23 protein-coding genes and 1 riboswitch are annotated in these 26,192 nt (G+C 63.5%); of the genes, 13 read left to right on the top strand and 10 right to left on the bottom strand.

Features of this window, described 5'->3' with window-relative positions; translation table 11 throughout:
* Positions 1 to 473: 473 nt before the first annotated feature.
* Positions 474 to 1,553 (top strand): DNA cytosine methyltransferase, encoded by a 1,080-nt coding sequence (locus ACZYW1_RS20615; protein WP_463788321.1) that lies wholly within the window; start codon positions 474 to 476, stop codon positions 1,551 to 1,553.
* Positions 1,554 to 1,630: 77 nt separating this feature from the next.
* Positions 1,631 to 2,881: a restriction endonuclease gene (locus tag ACZYW1_RS20610; RefSeq protein WP_463788320.1), complete on the top strand. Its 1,251-nt coding sequence runs from the start codon at positions 1,631 to 1,633 to the stop codon at positions 2,879 to 2,881.
* Positions 2,882 to 2,890: 9 nt separating this feature from the next.
* Here ACZYW1_RS20610 and ACZYW1_RS20605 read toward each other — a convergent pair whose 3' ends face one another.
* Entirely contained in the window at positions 2,891 to 3,061 is a 171-nt protein-coding gene (locus ACZYW1_RS20605; RefSeq protein WP_463788319.1) for a hypothetical protein, read from the bottom strand.
* A gap of 194 nt (positions 3,062 to 3,255) precedes the next feature.
* Positions 3,256 to 3,366: riboswitch (SAM riboswitch) on the top strand.
* Between the two features lie 30 nt (positions 3,367 to 3,396).
* Between ACZYW1_RS20605 and ACZYW1_RS20600 the strand changes: the two genes are divergently transcribed.
* The 3 genes from ACZYW1_RS20600 (at position 3,397) to ACZYW1_RS20590 (ending at position 5,624) form a co-directional block, all read left to right on the top strand.
* Complete coding sequence (locus ACZYW1_RS20600; protein ID WP_463788318.1) at positions 3,397 to 3,813, top strand: hypothetical protein; 417 nt, start codon at positions 3,397 to 3,399, stop codon at positions 3,811 to 3,813.
* A gap of 544 nt (positions 3,814 to 4,357) precedes the next feature.
* Positions 4,358 to 4,879: a DUF4189 domain-containing protein gene (locus tag ACZYW1_RS20595; protein WP_463788317.1), complete on the top strand. Its 522-nt coding sequence runs from the start codon at positions 4,358 to 4,360 to the stop codon at positions 4,877 to 4,879.
* Positions 4,880 to 5,099: 220 nt separating this feature from the next.
* Positions 5,100 to 5,624 carry a hypothetical protein gene (locus ACZYW1_RS20590; protein ID WP_463788316.1) on the top strand — a complete coding sequence of 175 codons (525 nt, stop codon included), beginning with the start codon at positions 5,100 to 5,102 and terminating at the stop codon, positions 5,622 to 5,624.
* A gap of 255 nt (positions 5,625 to 5,879) precedes the next feature.
* Here ACZYW1_RS20590 and ACZYW1_RS20585 read toward each other — a convergent pair whose 3' ends face one another.
* On the bottom strand, positions 5,880 to 6,995 hold the full coding sequence (locus tag ACZYW1_RS20585) for a hypothetical protein (RefSeq protein WP_463788315.1): 1,116 nt from the start codon (positions 6,993 to 6,995) through the stop codon (positions 5,880 to 5,882).
* Positions 6,996 to 7,069: 74 nt separating this feature from the next.
* Here ACZYW1_RS20585 and ACZYW1_RS20580 point away from each other — a divergent pair, with 74 nt between their 5' ends.
* Positions 7,070 to 7,387, top strand: a complete 318-nt coding sequence (locus tag ACZYW1_RS20580; protein ID WP_463788314.1) for a hypothetical protein — start codon at positions 7,070 to 7,072, stop codon at positions 7,385 to 7,387.
* A 1,341-nt stretch (positions 7,388 to 8,728) separates the two neighbouring features.
* Positions 8,729 to 9,361 (top strand): 8-oxoguanine DNA glycosylase OGG fold protein, encoded by a 633-nt coding sequence (locus ACZYW1_RS20575; RefSeq protein ID WP_463788313.1) that lies wholly within the window; start codon positions 8,729 to 8,731, stop codon positions 9,359 to 9,361.
* Positions 9,362 to 10,099: 738 nt separating this feature from the next.
* Here the strand turns inward: ACZYW1_RS20575 and ACZYW1_RS20570 are convergent.
* From ACZYW1_RS20570 to ACZYW1_RS20560, 3 genes are all read right to left on the bottom strand, one after another.
* Positions 10,100 to 10,507, bottom strand: a complete 408-nt coding sequence (locus ACZYW1_RS20570; protein WP_463788311.1) for a hypothetical protein — start codon at positions 10,505 to 10,507, stop codon at positions 10,100 to 10,102.
* 180 nt (positions 10,508 to 10,687) lie between these two features.
* Positions 10,688 to 11,197 carry a hypothetical protein gene (locus ACZYW1_RS20565; protein WP_463788310.1) on the bottom strand — a complete coding sequence of 170 codons (510 nt, stop codon included), beginning with the start codon at positions 11,195 to 11,197 and terminating at the stop codon, positions 10,688 to 10,690.
* A 510-nt stretch (positions 11,198 to 11,707) separates the two neighbouring features.
* Entirely contained in the window at positions 11,708 to 12,805 is a 1,098-nt protein-coding gene (locus ACZYW1_RS20560) for a DUF2971 domain-containing protein (RefSeq protein ID WP_463788309.1), read from the bottom strand.
* Between the two features lie 19 nt (positions 12,806 to 12,824).
* Here ACZYW1_RS20560 and ACZYW1_RS20555 point away from each other — a divergent pair, with 19 nt between their 5' ends.
* Entirely contained in the window at positions 12,825 to 13,022 is a 198-nt protein-coding gene (locus tag ACZYW1_RS20555) for a hypothetical protein (RefSeq protein ID WP_463788308.1), read from the top strand.
* A gap of 20 nt (positions 13,023 to 13,042) precedes the next feature.
* Here the strand turns inward: ACZYW1_RS20555 and ACZYW1_RS20550 are convergent, their stop codons facing one another.
* Complete coding sequence (locus ACZYW1_RS20550; protein WP_463788307.1) at positions 13,043 to 13,477, bottom strand: hypothetical protein; 435 nt, start codon at positions 13,475 to 13,477, stop codon at positions 13,043 to 13,045.
* Positions 13,478 to 13,838: 361 nt separating this feature from the next.
* Here ACZYW1_RS20550 and ACZYW1_RS20545 point away from each other — a divergent pair, with 361 nt between their 5' ends.
* Positions 13,839 to 14,519: a hypothetical protein gene (locus ACZYW1_RS20545; RefSeq protein WP_463788306.1), complete on the top strand. Its 681-nt coding sequence runs from the start codon at positions 13,839 to 13,841 to the stop codon at positions 14,517 to 14,519.
* Positions 14,520 to 14,929: 410 nt separating this feature from the next.
* Here ACZYW1_RS20545 and ACZYW1_RS20540 read toward each other — a convergent pair whose 3' ends face one another.
* From ACZYW1_RS20540 to panB, 4 genes are all read right to left on the bottom strand, one after another.
* The gene (locus tag ACZYW1_RS20540) at positions 14,930 to 16,375 is read right to left on the bottom strand and encodes an EcsC family protein (protein WP_463788305.1); all 1,446 of its coding nucleotides are present in this window, start codon (positions 16,373 to 16,375) and stop codon (positions 14,930 to 14,932) included.
* Between the two features lie 35 nt (positions 16,376 to 16,410).
* Entirely contained in the window at positions 16,411 to 16,764 is a 354-nt protein-coding gene (locus tag ACZYW1_RS20535) for a hypothetical protein (protein WP_463788304.1), read from the bottom strand.
* A gap of 824 nt (positions 16,765 to 17,588) precedes the next feature.
* On the bottom strand, positions 17,589 to 19,049 hold the full coding sequence (locus tag ACZYW1_RS20530) for a CYTH and CHAD domain-containing protein (protein ID WP_463788303.1): 1,461 nt from the start codon (positions 19,047 to 19,049) through the stop codon (positions 17,589 to 17,591).
* A 43-nt stretch (positions 19,050 to 19,092) separates the two neighbouring features.
* Positions 19,093 to 19,938: a 3-methyl-2-oxobutanoate hydroxymethyltransferase gene (gene panB / locus ACZYW1_RS20525; protein WP_463788302.1), complete on the bottom strand. Its 846-nt coding sequence runs from the start codon at positions 19,936 to 19,938 to the stop codon at positions 19,093 to 19,095.
* A 183-nt stretch (positions 19,939 to 20,121) separates the two neighbouring features.
* Between panB and ACZYW1_RS20520 the strand changes: the two genes are divergently transcribed.
* From ACZYW1_RS20520 to glnA, 4 genes are all read left to right on the top strand, one after another.
* Positions 20,122 to 21,513 carry a WS/DGAT/MGAT family O-acyltransferase gene (locus ACZYW1_RS20520; RefSeq protein WP_463788301.1) on the top strand — a complete coding sequence of 464 codons (1,392 nt, stop codon included), beginning with the start codon at positions 20,122 to 20,124 and terminating at the stop codon, positions 21,511 to 21,513.
* A 49-nt stretch (positions 21,514 to 21,562) separates the two neighbouring features.
* The gene (locus ACZYW1_RS20515) at positions 21,563 to 23,128 is read left to right on the top strand and encodes an alpha/beta hydrolase (RefSeq protein ID WP_463788300.1); all 1,566 of its coding nucleotides are present in this window, start codon (positions 21,563 to 21,565) and stop codon (positions 23,126 to 23,128) included.
* A gap of 119 nt (positions 23,129 to 23,247) precedes the next feature.
* Complete coding sequence (locus tag ACZYW1_RS20510; protein WP_463788299.1) at positions 23,248 to 24,801, top strand: alpha/beta hydrolase; 1,554 nt, start codon at positions 23,248 to 23,250, stop codon at positions 24,799 to 24,801.
* Between the two features lie 48 nt (positions 24,802 to 24,849).
* Positions 24,850 to 26,187: a type I glutamate--ammonia ligase gene (gene glnA, locus ACZYW1_RS20505; RefSeq protein ID WP_463788298.1), complete on the top strand. Its 1,338-nt coding sequence runs from the start codon at positions 24,850 to 24,852 to the stop codon at positions 26,185 to 26,187.
* The last annotated feature ends 5 nt before the right edge of the window (positions 26,188 to 26,192 follow it).

Here is a 26,192-nt window from a genome sequence, read left to right as displayed (position 1 = left end):
GTGACTCAAGGAGCGGGCCGCGATCGCGGCGTAGGCTGCCCGGGCGTTGGCATCGTCCCCGATCGCGTTTTCCGCGGTCCGATCTTCGGCTGAAGGCGACTCTTTCGTCATGTCTGAGAATGCTTTCACGGGATTCGCGGCGACGGGGCAGCGGGCCGACAGCGGCTACGCCCGCTCGATGGATCGGTGGGCGGAATGTCGAGTCCAAGCAGTCTGATCACGATGTATTTACGTCTGTATTCGTTCCATGCCGCGGAGTTGGCTGGGCCGCGGTAGATCTCGACGGTGTTGCTGTCGAGGTCGGTGAATGCTGCCCATTAGGACTAGTCGCACCATTGCACCGTACCGAATAGACCCCAAACGGGCAGTCGGTCGCTTTCTACTCGCCGGCCGGATGTTGAAGGCGACACCACGGCGTGATCTCCGGCATGGCGATCACACGACGTGTCCGACCGCGGCACTACCATCTTCGTATGCCGACCCTGATCGACCTGTTCGCAGGCTGCGGCGGTATGACAACCGGTTTCGTCGGTGCTGGCTTCGAGCCCGCCATGGCGGTTGAGTGGGACCTGAGCGCTGCCGCGACCTACGCCGCGAACTTCGGCGAGGACCACATGTGGTGGCGGGACATCGCGTCGGTCGACTCCAAGAGCATCCCGAAGGTAGATGTCGTCATCGGGGGACCTCCCTGCCAAGGCTTCTCCAACCTGGGATCGAAGGACGTCAATGACCCTCGTAACTCGCTCTGGCGTGAGTATCTGCGGGTCGTCCGGCACGCCTGCCCTCAGGTCTTCGTTATCGAGAACGTGGCTCGCTTCATGCAGACCAGCGAGTTCGAGTTGCTGAGGGCAGAAGTCGAAGACGGCAGCCTCTCGAAGTACGAGTTGAGCTTCGGACATCTCAACGCCGCTGACTTCGGCGTAGCCCAACGACGAACCCGGACGATCGTCATCGGATCTCGGATCGGTCGCATCGACCTGCTGGAACCGACCCACGGCCGACTTGCCCGCCAGCCGTGGGCCACGGTTCGGGATCGGATCGCGCGCCTGCCCGAGAAGCCCTCCACCACATTCCTTCCGGAAGCGCGGACGGCCTTTTTCGGGGAGGATCTGCCCGGCCCATTCAAGTGGCTCGACCTCCATGTCGGGCGTACGCCGCGCGAACAATCGATGCGAAGGTACGACTGCATCCCGCCGGGCGGTGGCCGGTTCGACCTTCCCGACGAGCTGCTGCCCGACTGCTGGCGCAACAAGCCGACCGGCACAAACGATGTGATGGGCCGCATGCGTTGGGATGCACCGTCATTGACAATCCGCACGGAGTTCTTCAAGCCGGAGAAGGGCCAGTACCTTCACCCGCAATGGGATCGCGCCAAGCCGTCCCGTCGGGTAAACCGACCCATCACACACTTGGAAGCCGCACTCCTACAGGATTTCCCAGAGAACTATCTTTGGTGCGGCTCGAAGATCGACATCGCAAAGCAGATCGGCAACGCGGTGCCCGTTGGACTGGCCTCAGCAGTGGCTCGCCACGTGCGCCAGTATCTCCGGTGACAGATCCGGAAGTATCGCAAGGGCCGATGCCTTCGCGTCCCATGCGCGTGTCGTCGATCCTCCGATATCCACGGGGTGTGCCCGATACGGATGCTGTCGTCGATGGCTTGCCGAATTTCTACTTCACGACCGTAGCGACAAACGGGACCAGGCTTCAACTCGAACGTGGCATCAACTACCCCGGCGAGGTGACGGCGGCTGACGGGAAGAGGCGCCCCGTCATTGCGGTGCGCTCCAGCCCCTGGAAGGCCGGCGGCGAGGATACTCCATGGCACGACACCTTCGATCTCGATCACGGTCATGTCCGGTATTTCGGCGACCATAAGGTGTCTTCGATCGGTCGAGTGGGAAGCACACTCGGCAACGGCCCACTTCACGCGGCGGCGCTTCTTCACCAGGCAACGACACGCGCGCAGCGCGCGATTGCCCCGCCCATCATGGTGTTTCGGAGCGTCACCTACCGCGGCAAGCCGAAAGGGCACGTCGAGTTCTGCGGAGTGGCTGTGGTCAAGCGGATCGAAACGGTCGTGCAGCGCGACCCGACGAGTGGAATGACCTTCCCGAACTACGTGTTTGACCTTGCCCTGCTTCAGATAGCAACCGAGAGTGAGGTTGTCGATTGGCGCTGGATCGATGATCGGCGTGACCCGGGCTTGGCATCACCAAACACACTGCGATACGCGCCAAAAGCATGGAGAGACTGGGTGTCTGGTGGGTCGCCCGCGCTGCCGGACATCCGCCAGCGTGTCCTTAGTTCGCGAGTGGTGCCGCGGGCGGGCCAGAAGCCGGGTGGTCCCGCAGAAGACAAGACGCTTCAGAAGATCTACAGACACTTCGACGGGAAGAAACATTCATTCGAGGTGCTCGCGCTAAAAGTCGCTGCAGAGGTGCTGGGAGGCGGCGCAGGCCAGTTTCAGCAGGGATGGATTACCCGAGGAAGCGGCGATGGTGGAACCGATTTCGTTGGCCGGCTCGACGTCGGAACTGAACGTGCGATGACATCGCTGGTCGTACTGGGACAGGCTAAGTGCGTTCAACCGTTAACCGGGATCAGCGCCGAACAACTCGCGAGAGTCGTTGCGCGACTTCGGCGTGGATGGATCGGCGTCTACGTCACGACAGGCTGGTATACAACGCCCGCGCAGAAAGAGATGCTGGACGATCAGTACCCGATCATCCTCATCGACGGTGGCCTCCTCGCCGACTCTGTGCGACGGATGGCGATGGAGAGCCACGGCGGGGAACTAGACGCGTTCCTTATCGAGACGGTAGCCAACTATGAGTCACTGATCAGCCCGCGCCGGCCGGAAGAAATACTCTCGATGTGAGCGCGGCGACTACACGTCATCGAAGAGTGACGGCTCGTCGTAGTCGCTGAGACCCAACGCCGCGGCCCGCTGAAGGGCAGCCTTTCTCGCTTCCCAGCGCTTTCGCGACGAGCCGTCGGTGCGAAGGCATATCCATTCTTCGCTGCCCCTCGGCACCGGTCCGCCGAGGCGTTCCGCCATCCGTTTAAGATTTCGAAACCTGCTTCGAACAGTTGCTTTCGGGTGTCACCCACCTCTAAATCGCCGCATGTCATCACGTTGCTGGAATCTCAGTGTTGCAAGGACTTCAGTTATTGGATGGTCCGCCGACGAGCGTCAGCAAGCCGAACTGGTGATTGTCGACTGAACGATAGGTTCCCGATAGAATTCAATCGCTTCACGAGATGCGCCACTAAGCCCCGGCTCGGCGCACACCAACCCCACGCTCGTGGGTGGTCCGGGTGACGAAGTGGCCGACACCAGCCGGTGCCTGGCAAGAGCGCCCCAATGTGCCGGGGCCTAAACGAGGACCGCCAATGACTGAACATCAAGCGTCCCAAAGCATCCAACAGCCCGACGACGCCGAGAAAAACGATCAGGCGGAGGAACTCGGACATGACTCCGGGGCCTACTGGCCTGCCGTATGGCGACTTGATGACGAGCCGTACCGCCATTACTGGAGAGTCTTGTACCCCAAAACCGCCGATCCTGATGCGGGAGCTTTTTGGCTGGCCAAATTTAAGACAGCCGAGATGTCCATGGGTCTCTTCGGCGAGAGGCAGCGGGCCCGCCACGAGTGGATCGCCAGGGGTCCCCGTGGTGGCCGCGAAGAATCCCATGTGACTGCGGTGGTGACCCACCACGCCTCACCGGTCCGGTGGCGGACGGTGAAGGTGTGCCTCAGCTGCCTTTGGATTTCGACCGACCTCGATGCGGAGCACGCTGAAAGGTGAGTGACGACGTAGAGGCCCGCAAAAAGGCCGCAGAGAAGGGCTGGATCGGCGAACCCCAGCCCGAGCGACCCCGCCAGCTAGGCGTCATCGCGCGCAAGGCATTTCAGTACCTTCACCCGCCCTCGGCTATGAACTGACCGACGCGAGTCACGTACGCCTTTTCGTCGACGGCCCCCAGTTCAGCTATTACCACCCATCACGATTGGAAACGGCGTCCGGTTGCCGGGAAGATTAGCTGAAAAGCACGGTGAGTCGGCCTTCAACGTCGGCGGACCGGTCACGGGATCTCTCGCCATGATCTGGGGGCCGATGCGGAGCACAATTAGGCAAATTGCTCTCCGAGTGCTACCAGAGACGCCTGGCTGGGGGCGTTAGCGCTGGGCTGGGCATCCGCTGCCCCCACCATGGTGTACCAGTCGCCATGCCAGGAGACGGTGTCGATCGATGGTGCTCCATCGTATGAGGGACGCAGGCCCGCTTCGAAGGCATCAAGTTTGCACGCGCTCGCTTGCGCCGCACCGGAAAGTCAGCCTGACCGAGGTCGATGGGACTGGGGCCGTGTCGGTGTTGTCCGCAACCATTGAACCAGCAACCTGTAGATCTGCTGCCGAACGCTTGCCAGACACCTGTGAGCGCCTTAAAGTTCGCTGCGACGCTCTCAGCAAAGAGAATTCTTCGCAAGGTACTGACGTTTAGGCAGGTTATGCATAAAATCATCCAAGTTGTGGTCATGGCCATCGTGGTTGCGGCTGTCAATGTATCTACAGATCAACCGGCGGCCCGCGCGGACACCACATGGTCCGCAATTTCTGTGGAACATAACGGGACTAGATGGGGAGCGTCGGATAATTATCCGTCGAAGGCGGCCGCCGATAATGCCGCCGCCGATGACTGTCAACGCACGGGCGCTGCGGTCTGTCACGTGATTGCTTCCGGGCAGGGCTGTGTGTCAGCGGCGCGCAATGACAAGGGCTGGAGCGGTGCTACTCGTACGACGCGCGCGGCTGCGGAAAGCGCGGCCTTGGCCGATCGACCGGGGGGACGAATCATGGTTACCCGCTGCTAAGACCCGGAGCTTTCGTTGATTCGTCCAGGAGCAGCGACGAGAGGCCTTTCCACGATTTGACGAGTTGCGCTGTCGCGCAGACGGACACCAGGATTAGTGGGTAGCAACGGCACCCAGTTTTAGGGGCGGCCTCCGATGCTTGCCGACACCTCGTGACCCGCCTGACGATTCTTGCGCCCGTCGCTTACGGGAGGCGTCGACGCGAGGTAAGTTCGCATACATGGCAGACGGTGAGTCTCCAGTCAGCGGCCGCCGACGTCGGATGTTGCTGTGGGTTGGAATTGTCGCGCTGGTCATCGCTGCCGCCGCCGCCACGGTCTGGACAACCCGGGTCAACCAACGCGCCGCCTCCCACGATGACTGCGGCGTCGTAGAACAGCTCGGGCCGAAATGGAATAAGATGGAGCAGTCAGTTGCCGCATTGCAAAGCGGTGCCGGGGAGACGAGCGATCTTCTAGCCGTCGCCGACGCGGAATCCGCTATGGCCAACGATATCCGGGCTGCGCAGGTAACGGTCTTAGCTCCCGACTTCAAGACCCAACTGGACAATTGGGCCGAAGGCACCGCCTTGACGGCGAAAGGACAGCGCGCCGCCGCTACCCTATCCGTTAATTCGCCATCACCCTCACCAGCGCCCGCCGTGGACAATGACAGCATGCGCGCAACCACCCTGGTGTACAGCGCGACGACCGCCCTGAAAAAGGCGTGTCCGCATCTGCAGCTGACTCAGGCCCCGCAGCGCTGACATGCTGATCACTATCGCGGTGGCCGTAGCAAAGCTCGCCTTGTTGGTGTTCGTCATCGGAGGAGCAGCAACCATCGTGATCCGTGGTATCCGCCGAAGTCGGGCTAACAGAGAGGACCCGAGGTGGAAAGAGCATCGCGGTCAACCAAGCAACGAAGCCTCAGCGCACGGCGCGATGCCACGAACTCCGCTCCCGGACTGGGTGCACTGGGACACCGAGAATGACGGGTAACTATCGAGAAGCGCGGCCGCCGCTTACGAGCCGGCGATCATGCTCGGAATGGTTGGCGGAGGTGCCATCCCACCTACCGGGACGCCGCCGCTGAACGTGAATTGGCCGCCGCACCCGTCAGGTATGTAGAACGTGGCTGCCGGGTTGGTACCCGACAATGATGCAACTTGCGGCAGCGAGATCGGCTGCCACGCTTCTATCTTCGGTGGCGGCGTTATCCCTCCGAGCCCGCCGGTCGCTACACCGCCCAATTCGCCGGTAGTCTCGTTGGACCCTTTCGACGCCCATGCCTGCGCCCCAAGATTGACCTGCGTGTACCGCTGGGCGTCGTAGGTGTACTGCACCCACTGCTGTTGCCGGCCCCCCACCATGCGCGTGTAGCCGGTGTAATCCTCGCCCGAAATGCGGAAGCGGTATTGCTCAGTGAGGAAGGCCATCGGCGCGGCGCTGTCGTCGGCCCAGGTTTTGCCGCCCGGAACATAGAAGCCCGAGGGCCCGCCCGGGCCTTTGCCGGGATACCCTTCCAGCGATTTGTGACCTGTCCACGGTGCCGGTGGGGTCTCGCCGGTATACGGCGGTGGCGTGACGTTGACCCAGTGGCCAAACCGTGGATCGTCGACGAATGGATTCCGAGGGTCGAATTGCGCCCTGGGGCCAGCAGGAATTGGTGTGTCACCGTCAGCCATATTGATGGCGGCGGCCAGCTCGGCGTCGACTGCATTAGCTTCGGTCAGGATCTTGTCCAGGCGTGGTTGCAGCTGCATCTCCGCAATTTCTGCTTCCATCGGCGGCATCTTCTCCGCTGGAACGATCTTGTTGCTTACCGCGTCAATCGTCATGTGCAACGCGGTGGCGTCGGCGCGCAGCGTCCGTAGTTCGGACTGCACATGCTCGATGTCGTTGGCAGCCTTGCCTGCCGCCCGGGCTACGGCCAGGGACTCGTTGCCGTGCGCATCGAGGTCTTGGCGGATCGATGCGTTGGTGTGCTTTCTGGCTTCTGCCGTCGCGCCTTCCCAGGTGTCGAAGACGGCGAGCGTGCTGAGCTGACGGGAGGCGTCCAGGGTGGCATTGCCTCGGGCAGTGGCGACATGGAATACATCGCGCACCGCCCCGGCGCTCCACCGCTCAATGTCGGCCACCGTCAACACCATCAGGGTCAGACCGAACCGGTGAGGCCCTCAGGGGCAGGGTGCAGCCCCTGTAGCTTCTCGACGTGGTCGCGCTTCATCTCGGCAAAACTATGGCCATCGTGGTTGAGATCTGTCGCGTGGTCCCGACGCTTATCACCAGCCCGCGCGAGGTCTCCAACCACTTCGCCGTCTTCGCGCCTAATGCCAGCGCCGAATTGCCCACCCAGCATGACTGCGCTGCCGTGAGCTGGTTGTCCGACGAGAGGTGGGTCGTCGCCAGGCCTTCACCCCGTCCGGTGACGTGCGCCTCCGACGACGCCAGGGCCTCCAGGTCAACACATGGTCGTCCGCTGTTCGCCATCGTCACCACCCCCAAACGAGAAATCCTGACTCTGGCATAACGGATGTCAATGTCCGGCGCAAGTCACTGAATGCCACGGCGGTTCGTGGCAGTACGATCCGCCGCCGACCTTCGATCCCAGCAGCGCCGATGGCTACGGACCAAACCAACCCCTTCCCGCCTGCGTGCATCAGATTTTAAACAACCGTGTCCGCAATGAGGCCATGAATTCGGGTACTGGGCGCAAGCTTGTTGGCCGGCCCAGGGCTGGCTCCTCTATTTCATCCCGACCCAGCCCACTGCGCATCACTTGGGTACCACCATGTATGTGACCGATCAGGCCATGGACGGCGCGATGGGGGTTGACTGCCTCAATCTCAGAGTTGGCGCTGACTGCGTAGTGCGGTGAGGACCGGGGTGCTGCTCGCCTCCACAATCATCGGCGGGCTCGGGATGATGCTGGCGGTGTCTAGGGTGGGAAGGAAAAACGTGACGGCACGCAATAATTGGCTCCGACTTCGTGGTCCGTGCATCGATGGCAAAGTCAGCGTTGAAACTCTGGCCGGCCGGCGATCTTGGTAGCCGGTTGCAGCGCTGTTACTGAAGGACAGAACGATTATGAAGGCCTTTGACACCGCGCTGTTGACGGGGCACTGCCGCCCTATTCGGACCAGCTGGGTCGCTCACGCTGACCCCAACACCGAACATGCTTGTCCAGGCGCTCCTGAACCAGCCTCAAGCTTTCTTCGACGGCCTCAAGCAGGCGATTCAGGGAACTGGAGCGCCCTCACGGGCTGGACCCCAATCACGCTGACGCGCTGGCGAATCAACTGATTGTCATAGACAAAGCCGAGCCAGCAGGTTGGCGGCCAGCCAGACCTGTTACGACCTCTGGCACCAGGGCTACTTCAAGTAGGACGCTATAGCCGCATCAGGGTCACACCAAGCTGCAGGCCGCGTGGTCGGCGATTGTGACTACGCTTAGCTGTGCGGCCGTGTAAATACGCTCGCGGAATGACACAAAGGCGGGCCCGTCAGTACTGTTGCGCTGCAAGGCTATCGATGGGATTGAAAGCAGAGCACCGCAAGCAACGACCTGTCTACTCCTCCAATGGTGTTTTCACTCTGTGTGGGAAAGTTCGGGGCAAAGGCGACCCAGGCGGTATTGACGAGCAGTTGCCGCGGAAGCGGTGGTAGCGCCCCCGCTCCGAGGTTGGAGAGGCCGGGCAATCCGGCGGCGCGAGCGGTCACCCACCCTCGGCTGTAGCCGCCCCGCAGATCATCGCAGATGACATATCCGTGGCGGATCGAATTTAGCCCTCGGCGGCACACGGTCGCACCTTGTTCGGCGAAATAAGGCTCTGAGGTTAAATTTGCCGGTGGGGCCAGTAGCGTTGAGCGAGTGGAGTTCCCCGACGACGACACAGTGCTTGAACACGGCTTCCGATTTCGCCCAATCTGGTGGACACCCCGAGTGCCAGACGGTTGGGGCAGGTTCTTAGACGAACTCCCGCCCCTGGAGCGCGGGTATCACAGGGTCAAGCGACGCGACCTGCTCACGGTCGATGGTCTACCTCAAACCCTTGTCGCCTGCTACGTGTGGGGTACCGGGGGTTCGGCGTTTCTTGTGGGTCGTCGTGCACGCGTGTTCCGTGACAACGATGCCGCCCGGATTACTGATTGCCTGCAGGCGGTCGCTGACGAACTCAGTCGCGGCAACATCGTGGACGCGTACTACTCGATGCTCCGTGGTCAACCGAACAATCTCAAGCATCTCGGACCCTCGTTCTTCACGAAATTTCTATACGCTGCCGGCGCGGACGGTGACCAGTCGGGGAGGGCCCTTATTCTCGACCAATTTGTCGCAGTTGCATTGAAAGACGTGGATGGCTGGGATATTTCGCGTACCGGGCCGTGGGAGTCCTCCACTTATAACCGCTGGCTCGAACACGCGAACGCAATCGCGAGCGCGCAAGGCGTCCGACCCGACGCAGTGGAAATGGCGTACTTCAATCACGGTCGGGAAATCGGCTAACCAGCAGCTGTCAGACACCGGTGCTACCTTCGGCCGATGAGCGACGACCTCGACTAGTTCGCCGCACTGCCGCAGCCGGTGCAGGCCGCGGTGCTGGCCGACCCGGGCACCGCCGTGCCGCCGGACCTGATTGCGGTGCGCCGAACAGTTGTATTTGGCCGAACGCCATGCCGGGCGCGCGAACACGACTCACCGTTGAGTTGAGGAATAGGGGGTGCTGCCGCGATGAGCGGAGACGAAACGGAACTGGCATCCTCTGAAAGCCCGACCGAGCACGCCCGCGCATGGTCGCTCGACAACTGGGCCGACAACACAGTGCCCTATCTGGATATGCGGCAACGGACAACGATGTGGCTACGGGTGTGCGTCGCGTTGACTGCGGTATCCGTCGCTGGGCTGATTGGCTTGCTGCTGTCCGTGTTTCACGGGCGGAGCGCCACTACACCGGCGGCACGGGAGCCAGAACACCCTCCGCCGCGGTTTCTTCGGCCTCCGTAGCCGAGTCGGCCCCGGAGCTGGCTGCGGCCTCCACGGTGACTGAGACGAAGACGGTTGCTGCGGCGCCGCCTCCGGCACCGGCTGAATCGGAATCGCAGACGTTCGTCATATGCGGTGACGGTCGCGGGGGTGTTGTTGGTGGTCATACCACTTGCTGTTCGCCGAGAACGAGCGACGCGCGTTCTATGCCGCCGATGACGGAGCCGATATCGTGGCCTACTCGCCGGTGACAGGCGAGCGTTACGAGATGGGGTGCACCGCCGGATACCGGGCGCACTTCAACGACGGTTCCCAACGGGTCGCGACACGGTGTGTTGGGGGAGAGAACAACAGCGCCGAAGTCGTCATTTGGTGATGGATGGGCGTCCGCTCACGGCTTGACGAGAACGGGGGATTCCACGGCACAGATGCCGGACCGCCAACCCCGAACGGGCTGGCCGCGGTCTGGTGCCAGAAGGAGCTGTCCGGGAAGTGTTCACCGTCGCAATACGGGATCACCGCCACGTTGCCTAGTCCGCCTTGGCGCAACAGCGATCCGCCCTTGGGAATGTGTGGGTCGGGGTCCGCGTCCGCGACTGCCGCCATGTAGAAAGACATCGCGATTGCGCCGACCGCGAACAGCGCGTGGGTCGGGTGCGTTCGGCTCATGGCGTGTCGCAATCTTCCTTCTTGCTCAGCAGCACTGCGATGCCGACTCTAAGCAGTCCTCGTGAGGCCCGCGCAGCTTCAGCTGGATTCTGCAGTTCTCAAATATGGTGCGCGGCAGCGCTTATTGGTGCGTGGACGTTAAAGTCGCTTTACGAGCGGGCGTCGCGGGACCACGCGGACCTATGACCCTCTTTCGCTGCTCGACACCCCTTGCGCAACCTTTTCAGAACGGACGTAGTCTAGGGCGGTCTCTATCAAAGAGTTGGCGGCTTTCCGCGCGTAGTGGTTGCCAGAGAACGTGCCGTCGAGTCGTTCCGATGTCTGCCCGTCTTGCCAGATGAACGTTGCGTCGTAATAGATTTCGACCTCACTTGGGACTGCGCGGTCGGGCACTACAACTACGCGGAGATCAACGCGTGATAGTTCGGACAGTGGGCGCACCCATCCGTCTGTGAACGGTACGCCGGGGTGCCCTTGATCGGAGTCGCCGACGTTGAGCTTGCCGAACGTCGACCCTTCGATCCAGTACAGCGTGCGAAGCTTGTCACCGTCGGGTGCGTGAGCGAAGAGCACATCTGGCAACCCCTCGGTAAGTGCATTCAAGGCATGCGCTACGTAGCTTGGCTGGTCAGACGAGACCTGTTGGCTGATGGCTCGCCAAATGTCCCGAATTGCCTCATTTCCGGTCATAGTTGGGCAGGCTATCTCTTTGATCCGACACATCTGCCGGCTCCGCAGAACCGTCGCGATTCGCACAGAAAACCGCTTCCGACCGTGGTTTGGCCGAGGGCGGTTTCCGCGATGGTGCGGTTAGAAGAAATCATCAGTAGAGATGGCGAGCGCCACCATGAGGCACCAGTCGAGGCGGTGGCTGCCGGTTCTGGGAGCTTGATCTCAGCCACCAGGCGGTGCCCAGCTCAGGCCGCCGGCGGTGGCTCTCGTCGGCGGCCTGCCTGGTCGCGGACGCGAGTCACGCGCTGCGGCTGCCAATAGTGAGGCAGCTCGCTGTGAATCTCGGAACGGATGCAGTGTTACGCCACGGCGGATTAGAGCTTGGTGCGATGGCGCTTCGCTTCGTGTCAACGCAGCAGGCACGAGGGAGGTGGCAGTGAGTCTCGGTCTACCCCCAACTGAGACTCGCTGCCGCACTTGACTATTTTTAGGTGAGTCATATGACTCACGTTGGGGCTGCAACAGCGTTCACAGGCCAGTGAATGGAATATCTGATTGCGAAACCTCGACGTGGTCGAAATCTTCCCCTAGGTGCTTCAGGTAAATCCGCACCGACGACTCACGTTTGTCCATGTGCTGTCCTGGTCCGACCGTGATACCGAGTAGGCACGCTGGTTTGAAATCCATCGCAATTCGCGGAATCAATCCAGTTGCGTTCGGGTGGAACAGGGTTGGTTCGCCGAAGGTTATGATTCGGTATTCCTGTTCCTCGTCAAAGCCGTCGTCCTTAATGCGCGTCGCCAGATTCAAGAGGTACGCCATATCGGGTCCGAGCGCCCGCTGGATTCTGATGTCGAGATCAGGCGGCGGCGGGGTCTGTCGGAGAAACAGATCATCAACCATGTTCTTCGTGAAAGTTTCAAATGTGTTGGCTAATACCTTAACTCGCGCGTCAATCATTGGAAGCGCATCGATCTCGACGGGTTTGTCAGGCTCCTTCACGTAGTAGATAACCCGGTGTAGCTCGCGTTTCCGGATTGGCAAGGTGTAGACGTGCTCGCGAGCAAGCGCTATGCCGGATTCCCACGAATCTAATTGCTCTTTCAGTAGTTTCGCATCGAAGTGGAGCGAGTAACCGCCGCCACCTGCGGCATAGCCGCGCCACTGGCTCAATTGATTCCCGACCGCCGATAGGCAGGTGACGTACGGTCCTGCAACTTTCGGAACTTCGGTCCACAGCATGTCGAAGTTCGAACGGAGCATGGCCGACCCAAGGGGGGTGAGAGGTTGGCCGATACCGCTGGTCTGCTCGGGTGGGGGAATTAGGTCGACCTGTTGCTTGATCAGCCTCATTCCCAAGTGCCACTCTTGCGAGTCGTTGAGATAACCGACGTGGGTTGCCCACAGCTTGCGACTCTCAAGAATTCCCTTCAGGCCGCCAACGTCGGTGTAGTGGAACAGGGCATCGGTCACCAATGGTTCATCGGTCACGGCTTCGACGCTGCCACGGTCACCGGACAGATTGTTGCCACGACACGCGGTACCCAGTGATCGCACGCCAGCGTGCCGCTCAGTGCTAGGAATGAGCCGCGCCAGGCCGGTGCTCGGTGCGATGATGGGAGCCATGAACGGTGCGTAGTGGTTGGTGGTCCTGCCGGCCGGAATGGCGGCATCCGCGGTACTGCTCGGATACCGGCGCACGCTGCGCGGTCTGGTCGCTTCTCTACGCGGTCACCGCAGCCTGGCTCGGCGCGTCGACCAGATCGCCCCACTTTTCGCCGACAAGCCTGACAACGTAGTTCTGCCCCCGGAGTTCAGAGCAGTGCTCGACGAAGAGGTCTGACATCCGGCGTGGATGACAGGCTACGATTCGGGGCGACGCCGGCGAGGCCGTGCGTAACGCGCATGGACCTTACTGACCTGTGTGGTCCAGAAGGCTAACTTCTGGTCAGCTGTCGCGTCCGTAGGGAGCAGTCCAAGATATTGTGCAAGCTTGTAAAAGCCGCCGCCGGCATCGTTGCGGTCGATGTAGACGACAATCGCGGAAAGCATTGCGCCACAATCGCTTAGGTTCTTTTTCGAGATATCGCCTAGGATTGCACCCATCGCATCTCGGTCCCGATCCAGTGCGAAGTCGAAGACCTGTAGGCGCGAACGGCGGGCGATCGCCCAATTGACCTCGCTGTAAGAGGTGAGGCGGCCTAATCGGGCCTGCTCCTTGAGGAAGTCGGTCGCTTCGGACAGCAGATCATCCCAGTCTTCCTCAGTACGACCAAAACGGTGTGAATCAAGGCTCATTGAAACCCCCAGTTGTAATGTGTAACAGGCAGTCTTAGCCGCTCTATAGGTCTCTAACATGTCGATCCCGAATCTTCTGGCATACGCGATGATTAGTCACTCAAGGGCTTGGGCACTGCCGCGAAATCTCGACAGCTATCCGCGTAGAAGTGTCAGAGTTGGCCCGCTAGTGCTGCGTATGCTCCCTCCGTTCAGGCATGACTCAAGTTTCGCAGCGACGCTATCCGCTGGCTCCAGAATTGAATGTTCCGCCGCCGCGCCGCGGGCAGTTTGGTGTCTGCAATCGCCGATATCCGCCGCAGTCCGTCGATATGCTGCCAGCGATTCATGCCGGCTAGGTTAGGGGAGCGAGGGTTGCGTGATGGAACGTCTTACCGTTGCCCAAGCGGCCCGCGTCCGCAAGGGCTATCGCGAAGCCTACGCGGCCGAGGACTGCGGGGCCGCAATCAGCGACTTTTGGCTGAAATTCGAAGCGTTGTACGGGGTTTCGCGCGATACATTACGCGAGATAGTCGACGTTGACCGGGACCGCAACCGCGAACTGTACGAAGCGATCCGGAAACGACACCAGGCCAAAGGTGCCTTGCCAGCAAAACGCAAGGTCCGACCGCGGCGGCCGCCAAAAACCCGAGTCCCGAAGAATAAGGGGCTTACAGATGAGGACGCGGCCAAAATCCGCGCGGCATACCGCGACGCCTACACGGCTGAGAATCCAACCACCAAGATCGACGAGTTCTATACCAAGTACACAGAGTTGTACGGGATTTCAACGAATGACCTGTCTCGTCTGGCAGCCAAGGCACTAAGTGAACTGCACAGCAAGGACCCGAAGCGCAAGCGCAGGCAAAAGCAGGACCTTAAGCAAAAGTCATCAATGGCGAAGAAGGGGAAGAACAAGGGGAAGAGGCCCAGGTTCGCCGTAGAGCGGCCCGACCCGACTGGACTGGAGGCGGCGAACGTGCCGACTACGGGACGGCTAACCAGAACAACCAAAAGCGTGCAGTTCCTCAGAGGCGGGCTGCCGGGGCTGAGGAAACGCTGACCTGCGGGTCAAATTCCAAGCCGTCCTGCTAGGGAACTCAAACCGGAGGCGGGTCCCGCGTCGTGCGGCGCCTGTGAATCTGCCATCTCGTAGTCCGCGCGGTCGCTTGGACGCTGGCCAAACTACTTGTCAAGCATCCGTAACTCGGCGTTGTTCGTCCTCGTACATCGAGACTGAGCCGCGGTCGCGGAGTCGGCAGAGCGGGCCCGGCTGAGACTCGCAAAGTGTTGCGCCGCAACAGCACCGCCACGCCTCCGTGGTGCGCGCAACGTAGTCGTCGGCATTCACACCAAGGCCACCATGGCTCGCCAGGTACTCGCACACCGCTTTCGCATGCCTGATGGCGTAGGCCGGTTCAGGGTCCGGATCAGCGCGAAAACATGCCTTGAGCTGCGAGTTGAATGATGGCGTTAGTTGGGGTGTTGTGTTTCTGATCCGGTGTACGTGACGCCGTGGTTGTCGAGCCAGTCGTTGACTCCGAGTGAAGGCATGCGGTGTTTGACGAGTTCGAGTAGGTCGTCGTTGCCGGCGGCGCCTAGTGCGGATCGCAGTTGCGTGATGTGTTCTGGTGCGACGTGATAGGTGTAGGTGAGGTCGGTGCATGGCCAGTCGGTGGAATCGGATCCCTCGATGGTGAGTCCGTCGGCCGGTGTGTAGGTCCCCCAGACGGTGAGCCTATGCTCGTTCCCGCTAGGACAGTCCGAAAGTTCCTGGTGTAGAAGGATATTGGTAGCGGGTTCAGGGGAGTCGTTGTGGGCCTGGTGGTCGGGGTCGGTCGTCGTTTCTTCGCCGACGCCGGGTGCCGAACGCTGTTCGGTTTTTGGCTCCTCGCCGGGATCGGGTTGCAGTTGTTCTTCGAGTAGTTCGTCGACGCGGGGTATGTCGGTAACCTCGGCATCGATAAAGTTTGGTGTCCAGGCCCGGGGGTCGAGATTGTATTTCTCGGTGAGGAAGCGAAGCCGGTAGGCGCGTTGTGTCCGGTCGAAAGTCCGGTAGGTGATGTGTGCGTTGAGGCCGCTGTTGAGGACGGTTCCAGCGATCGGCACGGCTTGGGCGAGTTTGCGATGGGTCAGTTTGAATCCCAGCGATGACACCACTTTTTGGATGATTGAGACGATTTGGTGTTGCTGGAGTTGTCTCCATGTTGCTCGGCGCATCATGTCCTGGGTCAGGCGGGACAGCGCTGCCAGTGCGGTCGCTTTCTCAGCGGCGCTGCCTGCTGTGGAATAGGCCAGCACGCCGGAGGCAAATACCTGTTCTTCAGGTTCTCGGACGTCGTATCCGTAGTGGGCGGCCACCAAGGCAACGATCCGGCCCATGCCGGTAAGTACTGCGGTGACATCAACGGTCACTGCTGCTAGCGCGACACCGACGGTGATTCCGCCGGTCACCGTGGACGAGACGGTGGCTCCAGTCACGGCCAGTGAGGTGGCCGCTCCTTCAACCGCTGCCAGCCCGATGTACCGCTCTTTGCGTCGAGGAACGGTTCTGTCGCAGACCTTCAGGTCCAGTGCGCGGATGCCTTCGTAGGAGGTGACCGCGACGCCTTCGGCAGCGAAAGCTTGATAGACCGTCAGCGGGCTGACCGAGTGCAGTCCGCGCTCGACGAACACCGTGTGGAGGCCTTCTACAGCTTTACGAATCACGACGTCGACGGCGTCGAAGGCCTGCTCGGTTCCCGGGATGCGGCGCACTGTGGTCGTGACCCTGCTGGTGGCCTCGCGGACGCGCGTCCGACCCCGTTTGACGAGATCGTGGTAACGACTGTCTTCTTGCGTGCTTTCCGGTTGAGCGGTGAGTGCCTGCCATGCCTTTCGCTCGTAGTCCGACATCGCGGGATGATCGTCACCTGTCATGCCACGAGGCTACTTACGGCGGCCTGGTGGTGGGTTTAGGTGTCGAATTGGGCTTGGTGGTGATGGACGCAGGTGTAGTAGGCGTCGTTGCCGGCGGTGCGGGTGAGTGTGCAGGTGGGGCCGTTGTTGGGGTGCCAGGTGGCGGTGTAGGTGGGTTGGGTGTGTGTGGCGGTGGTCATGTCCATGTCGCGGCGGTAATAGCCCAACGGAGTGTGGGCTTGGCTGCCGATGAGCAGCCAGGTGTGGTGCTGTTTTTTTGCTTGGTCGACGGTTCGTGGTGTGCGGGGATCGCTGTCGCCGACGACGGTTTGTGAGGGTCGGTGCAGCCAGTTTTCTCGGCTCCAGCTGAGTTTGTCAGTGCGGGGGTTGTAGGGGCGTCCGTATCCCATGGTGTGGTCCTTCGACTGTGACCGCGGTGGGGGTGTGGGCGTCAGTAGAACATGGCCTGCGCCGGCCGATTAGGGGATTATGCTGATTCCAGTACCTAATCATCCGCCACCGCGAAACCCACGTAGGGGTTAGCCCCACGCCGTGGCGCTAACCATGAAAGTGGTTGTTGGAGCGCAACATCACACGACCCAACCTTCCGTTCAAGCCGGGGTTTCTCCCTGTTGTCAGTCGTCGTGTGGGTGATGGTCGTCGTGATCCCAGCATTCACCACTTGGGCCGTCTGCGGTGTAGTCGTCGTCGTTCCAGCGTTGCTCGGTGGTGCGCCTGATCGCCTCGCTTAACTTTTCCGGCCGTCGGTCTGGTCTGTTGATGCTGTTGCTTCCCTCATGACTCGGTTATCCGGATGTGACTGACATGGCGGTGCCAGGTCGCCCCGTCGAGGCGGTCAGGTCTGTCGGCGCTGGGAACGCGGCAGGCCGTGAGGACGGCGGCTTCCGGGGTGGACTATTCAACTTGCGACTCCGTGGCAATGGGGGACCGTCCTCTTCGGTGACGACTCTCATTCCACTGATGAACGCCCCAGCACCGCACCGTCAGATCACGCGGCGGCAGCGACCCCTGGCGTCGGCCCAGGGAAGGCGGCCTGGCGGCCTGCTGGGTGATGCGGCAGTACGCAGTTAGTACGCAGCAAAATTAGGCGCAGCTTCGAACAGTCAACAGTCCCAACGCTTTGAGCTGCGGCTCTGCAACAATGTCAGCGCAGCTTGACCCCGCAAACGCCCAGCAAACAGAATCCGGCTTACAGGCCAACTCGTCCGCCCCGTCAGCTCGACAGCTTGCCCACCGCTTTGAGGAGCTTGCTCAGCCTCGGCTTCAGCCGCCGGCTGTCGACCGCGGCGTCGGCCTCGCGCTGATAGAGCAGCCCATAGGTGAAGGTGTCCTCGCCGGCGGCGTGCGCGGCGTCCGACTGCTCGCGGAGATGCTCGCGGCTGACCACGCTGTCCTGGTGATCCCCGAGCAACGACTGCAGCTTCTTGGCCTGCGCGGACACCTTGTCGGCGCCGGTGGCATCCGCCGTGTAGCGAAGGCGCTTGGCCCGCTTGCGAATTCGGTGGATGGCGTCGTCACGGTCGGCGGCGCCATGCGCCCGCCGGGCCGCTTTCGCCGCCTTGCGGACTTTTCTACCCGCGCCGGCAACGGTCGCCGGCGCCGACTTCCGGCGGGCCGACGGAGGCTGCGCAACCAGCGCGTCGAGCGCGTCGAGCAGTCGGAAATAGCGCGGTAAGCGCATGGCGGCCAACGCATGTCGCAGGCCGGTGCGGTAGCGCTGTTCCGCGCCGCCGACCAGCCGGTCGCGGATCGGCCCGCGGACCAGCTCGGGCGGCAGGTCGCCGAGGGCATCGCGGTAGCGGTCGGCCAGCACCTCGGCGTCGCGGGCGACCCCCAGCACGTTGCCCAACTCGCGCAGCTCGTCGATCACCGGCGCATCCTTGGCGAGCGCGAACGACTCCGGCGACGCCTGCAGCAGGCTGCGGATCTTGCGGGCCGTCACCCGCATCTGGTGGACGGCGTCGTCGGCATCCGCGCGTACCGCGCGGTCCCACACCAGCAACTCGCCGATCTGTTCCCCCAACGCCCGGTGCAGGGGATCGGCCGGCGGCTTCGCCACCGCCTTGTCCAGCACGCGCGCGAGCTTGGAGCCGTGACCGGCCGGTTTCGCGCCGACGTCGAACAGAAGCTCACCCACCCGCTCCAGCAGATCGGTGTCCGACCCGTCGCCGACGAGTTCGACTTCCCATTCGCGCCAACGCTGCTGGGCGAGTTCACCGTCGGGTCCGCGCCCGGCGGTGACCCGGTCGTCGCAGAATTCGGCGATGACGGCGTCATCGGCGCCGTGCAGCAGGTGCACCTGACGGATGGTGCTGATCCGGGCCACCGGCTGCACCGGGCGATCCCGTACGACCGCCAGCACGACGTCGAGGAGCGCGCCCGGTGGTTCGTCGCCGTCCAGAGGCATCCGTACCTCGGTCCGGGCTCCGGCGTCCGCCGGCAGTTTCAGGTGCCAGCCCGCGTCGAGACCGCCGGTGCGGCGGCGCAGCGTGATCCGGTTGGACGCCAGATCGCGCCCGGCCGTGTCGAAGTAGACGGCGTCCAGCGTCTGGGTCTCCGAGCGGGACACCCGGCTGACTGCGGCGATCCCGTCGAACGAGGGCGGCCGCGCCGACGCGTCGACGTCGTACTTGCGCTCGACTTCGAGGTGGCGGGACGCGCCGTCGGCAGACATTGCCGTCAATGTGCCACGCGACGGCGTCCGCCAAACCAGCGGGTCAGAAGCTGTGCTCGTCGTCGGGAAACTCTCCGGACGCTACCTCGTTGGCGTATTGCGCTGCCGCGCGGTGCAATTCGCCGCCGACATCGCCGAACCGCTTGACGAATTTGGCCGTCTTGCCGTTGGTGAGTCCGGCCATGTCCTGCCACACCAGGACCTGGGCGTCGCAGTTGCGGCCCGCGCCGATGCCGACGGTGGGGATGGTCAGCTTGCCGGTGATCTGAGTGGCCAGCTCGGCCGGCACCATCTCCATGACGACGGCGAAGGCACCGGCCTCGGCGACCGCGATCGCGTCGTGAATGGTCTGCTCGGCGGCGTCGCCGCGGCCCTGTACCCGGAAACCGCCCAGCGAGTTGACGCTCTGCGGGGTGAAGCCGATGTGGGCCATCACCGGAATACCGGCCGCGGACAGCGCGGCGATCTGCGGGGCGACCCGCTCGCCGCCCTCCAGCTTGACCGCGTGCGCGCCGGCTTCCTTCATGAAGCGGATCGCGGCATCCAGCGCGGCGGCGGGGCCGGCTTCGTAGCTGCCGAACGGCAGGTCCGCGACGACCAGCGCGTGCGGCGCCCCGCGGACGACCCCGCGGACCAGGGGAATGAGTTCGTCGACCGATACGGGCACGGTCGTGTCGTAGCCGTAGACGACGTTGGCCGCTGAGTCGCCGACCAGCAGCACCGGAATGCCGGCGTCATCGAAGACGCGGGCGGTGGAGTAGTCGTAGGCCGTGAGCATGGCCCACTTGTGGCCTTCGGCTTTCATCTTCTGCAGATGGTGAATGCGGGTCTTGGTCCGCGGAGCGGTGTTCGAGGAAGAGTGGGCGCCATAAACAGTCTGTTCAGACATCATTGTCCCTAGTGGTGGTCGGTTCGATCCTCGAGGCCCATCGGGGTCCCCGGGTTCGTCTGACCCGACCAGTGTGCCACTTCGGACCCAGCGGGTGGACAGCCGGCCCAGTGGACTTCCTCACACCGCTGCCCATCGCGCGATTCCGGTGCCGCCCCTCAGCAGCGGACATACCATCGGCGCATGCAGCGCCTCAGCGGACTCGACGCCAGCTTCCTGTACCTCGAAACGCCTTCGCAGCCGTTGCATGTCTGCTCGATCCTGGAGGTCGACACCTCGACGATGCCCGGGGGTTACACCTTCGACCGGCTGCGCGACGAGTTGGCGTTACGGGTCAAGGCGATGCCGCAGTTCCGGGAGAAGCTGGCCGACAGCGTGTTCAACCTGGACCACCCGGTGTGGGTGGACGACGACAACTTCGACGTCGCCCGGCATCTGCACCGGATCGGCTTGCCGCCACCGGGTGGGCGCAACGAGCTGGCCGAGATCTGCGGTCACATCGCCTCGCTGCCATTGGACCGCACCCGTCCGCTCTGGGAGATGTGGGTCATCGAAGGGGTGGCGGGCACCGACGCCCAGGAGGGCGGCCGGCTGGCGGTGATGACCAAGGTGCACCACGCGGCGGTGGACGGCGTCACGGGCGCCAACCTGATGTCGCAGCTGTGCAGCACCGAGGCGGACGCGCCCGCACCGGACCCGGTCGACGGCGTCGGTGGCGCCAACGACCTCGAGATTGCGGTGACGGGTGCGCTGAAATTCGCGGCCCGGCCGATGCGCTTCGCCAACGCGCTGACCGACACCGCATCGACGGTGGTCAAGACGGTATTGCGGGCCCGCAGCGGCCAGACGATGGCACCGCCGTTCGCGGCGCCGCAGACCGCGTTCAACGACAGCATCACCGCCAACCGCAATATCGCCTTCGCGCAGCTCGACCTCGGGGACATCAAGAAGGTCAAGGACCATTTCGACGTCAAGGTCAATGACGTGGTGATGGCGTTGGTCTCCGGTGTGCTGCGCCAGTTCCTGATGGACCGCGGCGAACTTCCCGACTCGTCGCTGGTGGCGATGGTGCCGGTGTCCGTGCACGGCAAGTCGGATCGGCCGGGCCGCAACCAGGTTTCGGGCATGTTCGCCAGCCTGCAGACACACATCGCCGACCCGGTCGAGCGGATCAAAGCCATCGCTGATGCGAACTCGGTTGCCAAGCAACATAGTTCGGCGATCAAGGCCACGCTGCTACAGGACTGGTCGCAGTTCGCCGCACCCGCGGTCTTCGGCGTGGCGATGCGGGCCTACGCGCGGACCAGCCTCACCAAGCGGATCCCGGTGCACAACCTGGTGGTGTCCAACGTGCCCGGGCCCCAGGTGCCGCTGTACTTCCTGGGCGGTGAGGTCAAGGCGATGTATCCGCTGGGGCCGATCTTCCAGGGCTCCGGCCTCAATATCACCGTGATGTCGCTGACCGGCAAACTCGACGTCGGAATCATCGCCTGCCCGGAGCTGCTGCCTGACCTGTGGGAGCTGGCCGACGATTTCGCGGTCGGCATGGAAGAACTGCTGCTCGCGACGCAGTAGACGCCCCAGTGACCGGGGCGTCACATCCGCGCATGGCAGCATGTGTGCCATGGGGACCCCTCGCCGCGGCAAGTTCGCGCGCACGATGCTGCTCTGGACCGCGATCGCCGTTGTCGCGGTGACGGCGTCCAGCTGCACGCAGGTCGTCAAGGGGCGTGCGGTCATGTACGGCCCCAAGGTCGGACAACCGGTGGAGTGGGGACCGTGCCGGCTCGCGGGAGGCGGCGGTCTGCCGGCGAAGCTGCCCGGCGGCGTGCAGTGCGGCAAGCTCGCGGTGCCCGTCGACTACCGCCACCGCAACGGCGACGCGACGACACTCGGGCTGGTCCGCTTCCCGGCGACCCGGGACAAGATCGGCTCGCTGGTCATCAACCCCGGTGGTCCGGGGGAGTCCGGCATCGAGGCGGCGGTCGGGCTGGTGCAGTCGTTGCCGCCGCAGATCCGGGAACGCTTCGACCTGGTCGGCTTCGACCCGCGCGGGGTGGCGTCGTCGCGGCCGGCGATCTGGTGCAACTCCGACGCCGACAACGACCGGCTGCGCACCGAGACCCAGGTCGACTACAGCCCGGCGGGCATCGCGCACATCGAGCAGGAGACCAAGGAGTACATCGACCGCTGCGTCGCCAAGATGGGCAAGAAGTTTTTGGCGAACGTCGGAACCGACAACGTCGCAAAGGATCTGGACGTCATCCGGGAAGCGTTGGGCGACAGCAAGCTGACGTTTCTGGGCTACTCCTACGGCACCCGGATGGGCGCCGCGTATGCCGAGGCGTTCCCGAAGAACATCAGGGCGATGATCCTCGACGGCGCCATCGACCCCAACGCCGATCCCGTCGAGTCGGACCTCAGGCAGGCCAAGGGTTTCCAGGACGCCTTCAACGACTACGCGAAAGATTGCGCCAAGTCGCCCACCTGCCCGCTGGGCACCGACCCGGCCAAAGCCGTTGACGTCTATCACGATCTGGTCTATCCGCTGGTCGACAAGAGCAACCCGATGCGCAGCAAACCGGCCCGCACCAAAGACCCCCGCGGGCTGAGCTACAGCGATTCCATCATCGGCACGATCATGGCGCTGTACTCGCCGACGTTCTGGCACCACCTGACCAGCGGGCTGACCGAGCTGTCGCGCGGTCGGGGCGACGTGATGCTCGAGTTGGCCGACCTCTACATGCGTCGCGACAAGCGCGGCCACTACAACAACTCCACCGACGCCCGCGTCGCGGTGAACTGCGTGGACCAGCCGCCGGTCAAAGACCGCGCCAGGGTCATCGACGAGGACCGCCGTTCGCGCGAGGTCGCCCCGTTCATGAACTACGGCAAGTTCACCGGCAACGCCCCGCTGGGGACGTGCGCGTTCTGGCCGGTGCCACCGACGAGCAAGCCGCATTCCATTTCGGTGTCCAACCTGACGCCCACGCTGGTGGTCTCCACCACCCACGACCCGGCGACGCCGTATCAGGCCGGCGTCGACCTCTCGAAGCAACTCGAGGGCGGGTTGCTCACTTTCGACGGCACCCAGCACACGGTGGTGTTCCAGGGGAACAGCTGCATCGACGATTATGCGACCGCCTACCTCCTCAGCGGTACTGTGCCGTCCAAGGGGGCTAAGTGCTAGCGCCGCCGCCCGCGGTCGGCTTCGGATACGGAGTTTCACGACGGCGCGCTCGATAACGAGACCAAGGTGTGACCAATGGGAACACGGCCCGTGGCCGACGCATGCCACGATTGACCACCATGTGGCGCATGAGACCGATGAGTTCTGCGCTGCTCTCCCTCCTGCTCGCCGCATCGGCCGCCGTCGTCGCAACACCGCTGTCCGGCGCCACGCCCGGCTACGGCGCGGGCCCGACGCCCAGCCCGGCCGCGCCGCAGCCGTCCTCGGTGCCGCAATTGAACTGGGGGAGTTGCAGCCAGGTCGTCAAAGCCCCCGGTGACATCCCGACCGCGCAATGCGGCGTCGTCGAGGTGCCCGTCGACTATGCGAATCCGACCGGCGCACAAGTGCAGATCGCGGTGATCAGGATTCCGGCTACCGGTCCCCGGATCGGCGCGCTGCTGGTCAACCCCGGCGGGCCGGGTGCCTCAGCGGTCGACATGGTGGCCGCCATGGGGCCCGCGCTCGCAGACTCCGAGGTGAGCCGCCGCTTCGACCTGGTCGGCTTCGACCCGCGCGGCGTCGGCCACTCGACGCCGGGCGTGCGCTGCCAGACCGACGCCGACTTCGACGCCTTCCGTCGCGAACCGATGGTCGACTACAGCCCGCAGGGTGTGGCCCACATCGAGCAGATCTACCGGCAGATCGCGCAGCGGTGCGTCGCCCGCAACGGGACGGCATTCCTGGCGAACGTCGGAACCGCGTCCACCGCGCGTGACATGGATGCGGTGCGCCAGGCACTCGGCGACGACCAGATCAATTACCTGGGCTACAGCTACGGCACCGAGCTCGGAACCGCTTACATCGAGCGCTTCGGCGACCACGTCCGGGCGATGGTGCTCGACGGCGCCATCGACCCGACCATCGGCCCGATCGACGAACTGATCAACCAGCAAGCTGGTTTCCAGACCGCGTTCAACGACTACGCCGCGGACTGCGCCCGCTCGACCGACTGCCCGCTGGGCACCGACCCGAACCAGTGGGTCGCGCGCTATCACCAGCTGATCGACCCGTTGGTGACCAAGCCCGCGATGACCTCGGATCGGCGCAGCCTCGGCTACGCCGACGCCATCACCGGCACGATCAACGCGCTGTACACCCCCCAGTTCTGGAAGTACCTGACCAGCGGGCTGCTCGGTCTGCGACGCGGCGCCGATCCAGGTGATCTGCTGACGTTGGCCGACGAGTACTACGGGCGCGACGACAAGGGCCACTACAACAGCTCGCAGGACGCGTTCAACGCGATCCGCTGCGTCGACGCGCCCGAGCCGACCGACCCGGCCGCCTGGGCCGACGCCGATCGGCGGATCCGCCAAGTCGCACCCTTCTCGTCGTACGGCCAGTTCACCGGTCACGCGCCGCGCGACCTGTGCGCGTTGTGGCCGGTGCCGCCGACATCATCGCCGCACGCGGCGGCCCCGGCCGGGCCGGGCAAAACCGTCGTCGTGTCCACTACGCACGATCCGGCCACGCCGTACCAGGCCGGCGTCGATCTGGCCCGCCAGCTCGGCGCCAACCTGATCACCTTCGAAGGCACCCAACACACCGTGACGTTCAACGGAAACGAGTGCGTCGACTCGGCGGTGACCCGCTACCTGGTCGACGGCACTGCGCCCGGAAACTTACGGTGCTAGCCAGCGCTGGTAACACAAAGTTAACGCTGAATGCATACTGTTCTCGGTATGGATCGACAAAAGGAATTCGTGCTCCGCACGCTGGAAGAACGGGACATCCGATTCGTCCGGTTGTGGTTTACCGACGTGCTCGGTTTCCTGAAGTCGGTTGCGATCGCGCCTGCGGAGCTTGAGGGCGCGTTCGAAGAAGGCATCGGCTTCGACGGGTCGTCGATCGAAGGTTTCGCCCGCGTCTCCGAAAGCGACACGGTGGCGCACCCCGACCCGTCGACATTCCAGGTGCTGCCCTGGACAACCCGGACGGGCCACCACCATTCAGCCCGGATGTTCTGCGACATCAAGATGCCCGACGGCTCGCCGTCGTGGGCCGACCCCCGCCACGTCCTGCGCCGTCAGCTGGGCAAAGCCAACGATCTGGGCTTCTCCTGCTACGTGCATCCCGAAATCGAATTCTTTCTCCTGGAATCGGGCCCCGAGGACGGGTCGGTGCCGGTTCCCGCCGACAACGCCGGTTACTTCGACCAGGCGGTGCACACCGCGTCGAACTTCCGCCGGCACGCCATCGATGCGCTCGAATCCATGGGCATCTCGGTGGAATTCAGCCACCACGAAGGCGCCCCCGGTCAGCAGGAGATCGATCTGCGCTTCGCCGACGCGCTCTCGATGGCCGACAACGTGATGACCTTCCGCTACCTCATCAAGGAGGTCGCGCTGAACGAGGGTTCGCGGGCGACCTTCATGCCCAAGCCATTCGGCCAATACCCCGGCTCGGCGATGCACACCCACATGAGCCTGTTCGAGGGTGAGGTCAACGCGTTCCACAGCCCCGACGACCCGCTGCAACTCTCCGACGTCGCCAAGGCGTTCATCGCCGGGATACTCGAGCACGCCAGCGAAATCAGTGCCGTCACCAACCAGTGGGTCAACTCCTACAAGCGGCTGGTGCTCGGCGGCGAGGCCCCCACCGCGGCCTCCTGGGGCGCGGCCAACCGCTCGGCGCTGGTCCGCATCCCGATGTACAGCCCGCACAAGACCTCGTCGCGGCGCATCGAGGTGCGCAGCCCCGACTCCGCCTGCAACCCGTATCTGGCGTTCGCCGTGCTGCTCGCGGCCGGGTTGCGCGGAGTCGAGAAGGGTTACGTGCTGGGCCCGCAGGCCGAGGACAACGTCTGGGATCTCACCCCCACCGAGCGCCGCGCCATGGGCTACCGGGAACTGCCGTCCAGCCTCGACGAGGCGCTGCGGGCGATGGAGGGTTCGGAGTTGGTCGCAGAAGCGCTGGGGGAGCACGTCTTCGACTTCTTCCTGCGCAACAAGCGCACGGAGTGGGCGAACTACCGCCGCCACGTGACGCCCTACGAGCTGAAGACGTACATCTCGCTCTAGCCGAT

It is taken from the genome of Mycobacterium sp. IDUB_36, from assembly GCF_055419225.1.
Note: the sequence above shows the minus strand (reverse complement) of the source record. Positions and strands in the feature narration are given on the sequence as shown.

What these genes read in the sequence shown, in the direction of transcription:
- ACZYW1_RS20615 (WP_463788321.1), top strand. Translation starts at nt 474, where the DNA reads ATGCCGACCCTGATCGACCTGTTCGCAGGCTGCGGCGGTATGACAACC.
- ACZYW1_RS20605 (WP_463788319.1), bottom strand. Translation starts at nt 3,061, where the DNA reads ATGGCGGAACGCCTCGGCGGACCGGTGCCGAGGGGCAGCGAAGAATGG.
- ACZYW1_RS20600 (WP_463788318.1), top strand. Translation starts at nt 3,397, where the DNA reads ATGACTGAACATCAAGCGTCCCAAAGCATCCAACAGCCCGACGACGCC.
- ACZYW1_RS20595 (WP_463788317.1), top strand. Translation starts at nt 4,358, where the DNA reads ATGGGACTGGGGCCGTGTCGGTGTTGTCCGCAACCATTGAACCAGCAA.
- ACZYW1_RS20590 (WP_463788316.1), top strand. Translation starts at nt 5,100, where the DNA reads ATGGCAGACGGTGAGTCTCCAGTCAGCGGCCGCCGACGTCGGATGTTG.
- ACZYW1_RS20570 (WP_463788311.1), bottom strand. Translation starts at nt 10,507, where the DNA reads ATGAGCCGAACGCACCCGACCCACGCGCTGTTCGCGGTCGGCGCAATC.
- ACZYW1_RS20565 (WP_463788310.1), bottom strand. Translation starts at nt 11,197, where the DNA reads ATGACCGGAAATGAGGCAATTCGGGACATTTGGCGAGCCATCAGCCAA.
- ACZYW1_RS20560 (WP_463788309.1), bottom strand. Translation starts at nt 12,805, where the DNA reads ATGGCTCCCATCATCGCACCGAGCACCGGCCTGGCGCGGCTCATTCCT.
- ACZYW1_RS20550 (WP_463788307.1), bottom strand. Translation starts at nt 13,477, where the DNA reads ATGAGCCTTGATTCACACCGTTTTGGTCGTACTGAGGAAGACTGGGAT.
- ACZYW1_RS20545 (WP_463788306.1), top strand. Translation starts at nt 13,839, where the DNA reads ATGGAACGTCTTACCGTTGCCCAAGCGGCCCGCGTCCGCAAGGGCTAT.
- ACZYW1_RS20540 (WP_463788305.1), bottom strand. Translation starts at nt 16,375, where the DNA reads ATGACAGGTGACGATCATCCCGCGATGTCGGACTACGAGCGAAAGGCA.
- ACZYW1_RS20535 (WP_463788304.1), bottom strand. Translation starts at nt 16,764, where the DNA reads ATGGGATACGGACGCCCCTACAACCCCCGCACTGACAAACTCAGCTGG.
- ACZYW1_RS20530 (WP_463788303.1), bottom strand. Translation starts at nt 19,049, where the DNA reads ATGTCTGCCGACGGCGCGTCCCGCCACCTCGAAGTCGAGCGCAAGTAC.
- panB (WP_463788302.1), bottom strand. Translation starts at nt 19,938, where the DNA reads ATGTCTGAACAGACTGTTTATGGCGCCCACTCTTCCTCGAACACCGCT.
- ACZYW1_RS20520 (WP_463788301.1), top strand. Translation starts at nt 20,122, where the DNA reads ATGCAGCGCCTCAGCGGACTCGACGCCAGCTTCCTGTACCTCGAAACG.
- ACZYW1_RS20515 (WP_463788300.1), top strand. Translation starts at nt 21,563, where the DNA reads ATGGGGACCCCTCGCCGCGGCAAGTTCGCGCGCACGATGCTGCTCTGG.
- ACZYW1_RS20510 (WP_463788299.1), top strand. Translation starts at nt 23,248, where the DNA reads ATGTGGCGCATGAGACCGATGAGTTCTGCGCTGCTCTCCCTCCTGCTC.
- glnA (WP_463788298.1), top strand. Translation starts at nt 24,850, where the DNA reads ATGGATCGACAAAAGGAATTCGTGCTCCGCACGCTGGAAGAACGGGAC.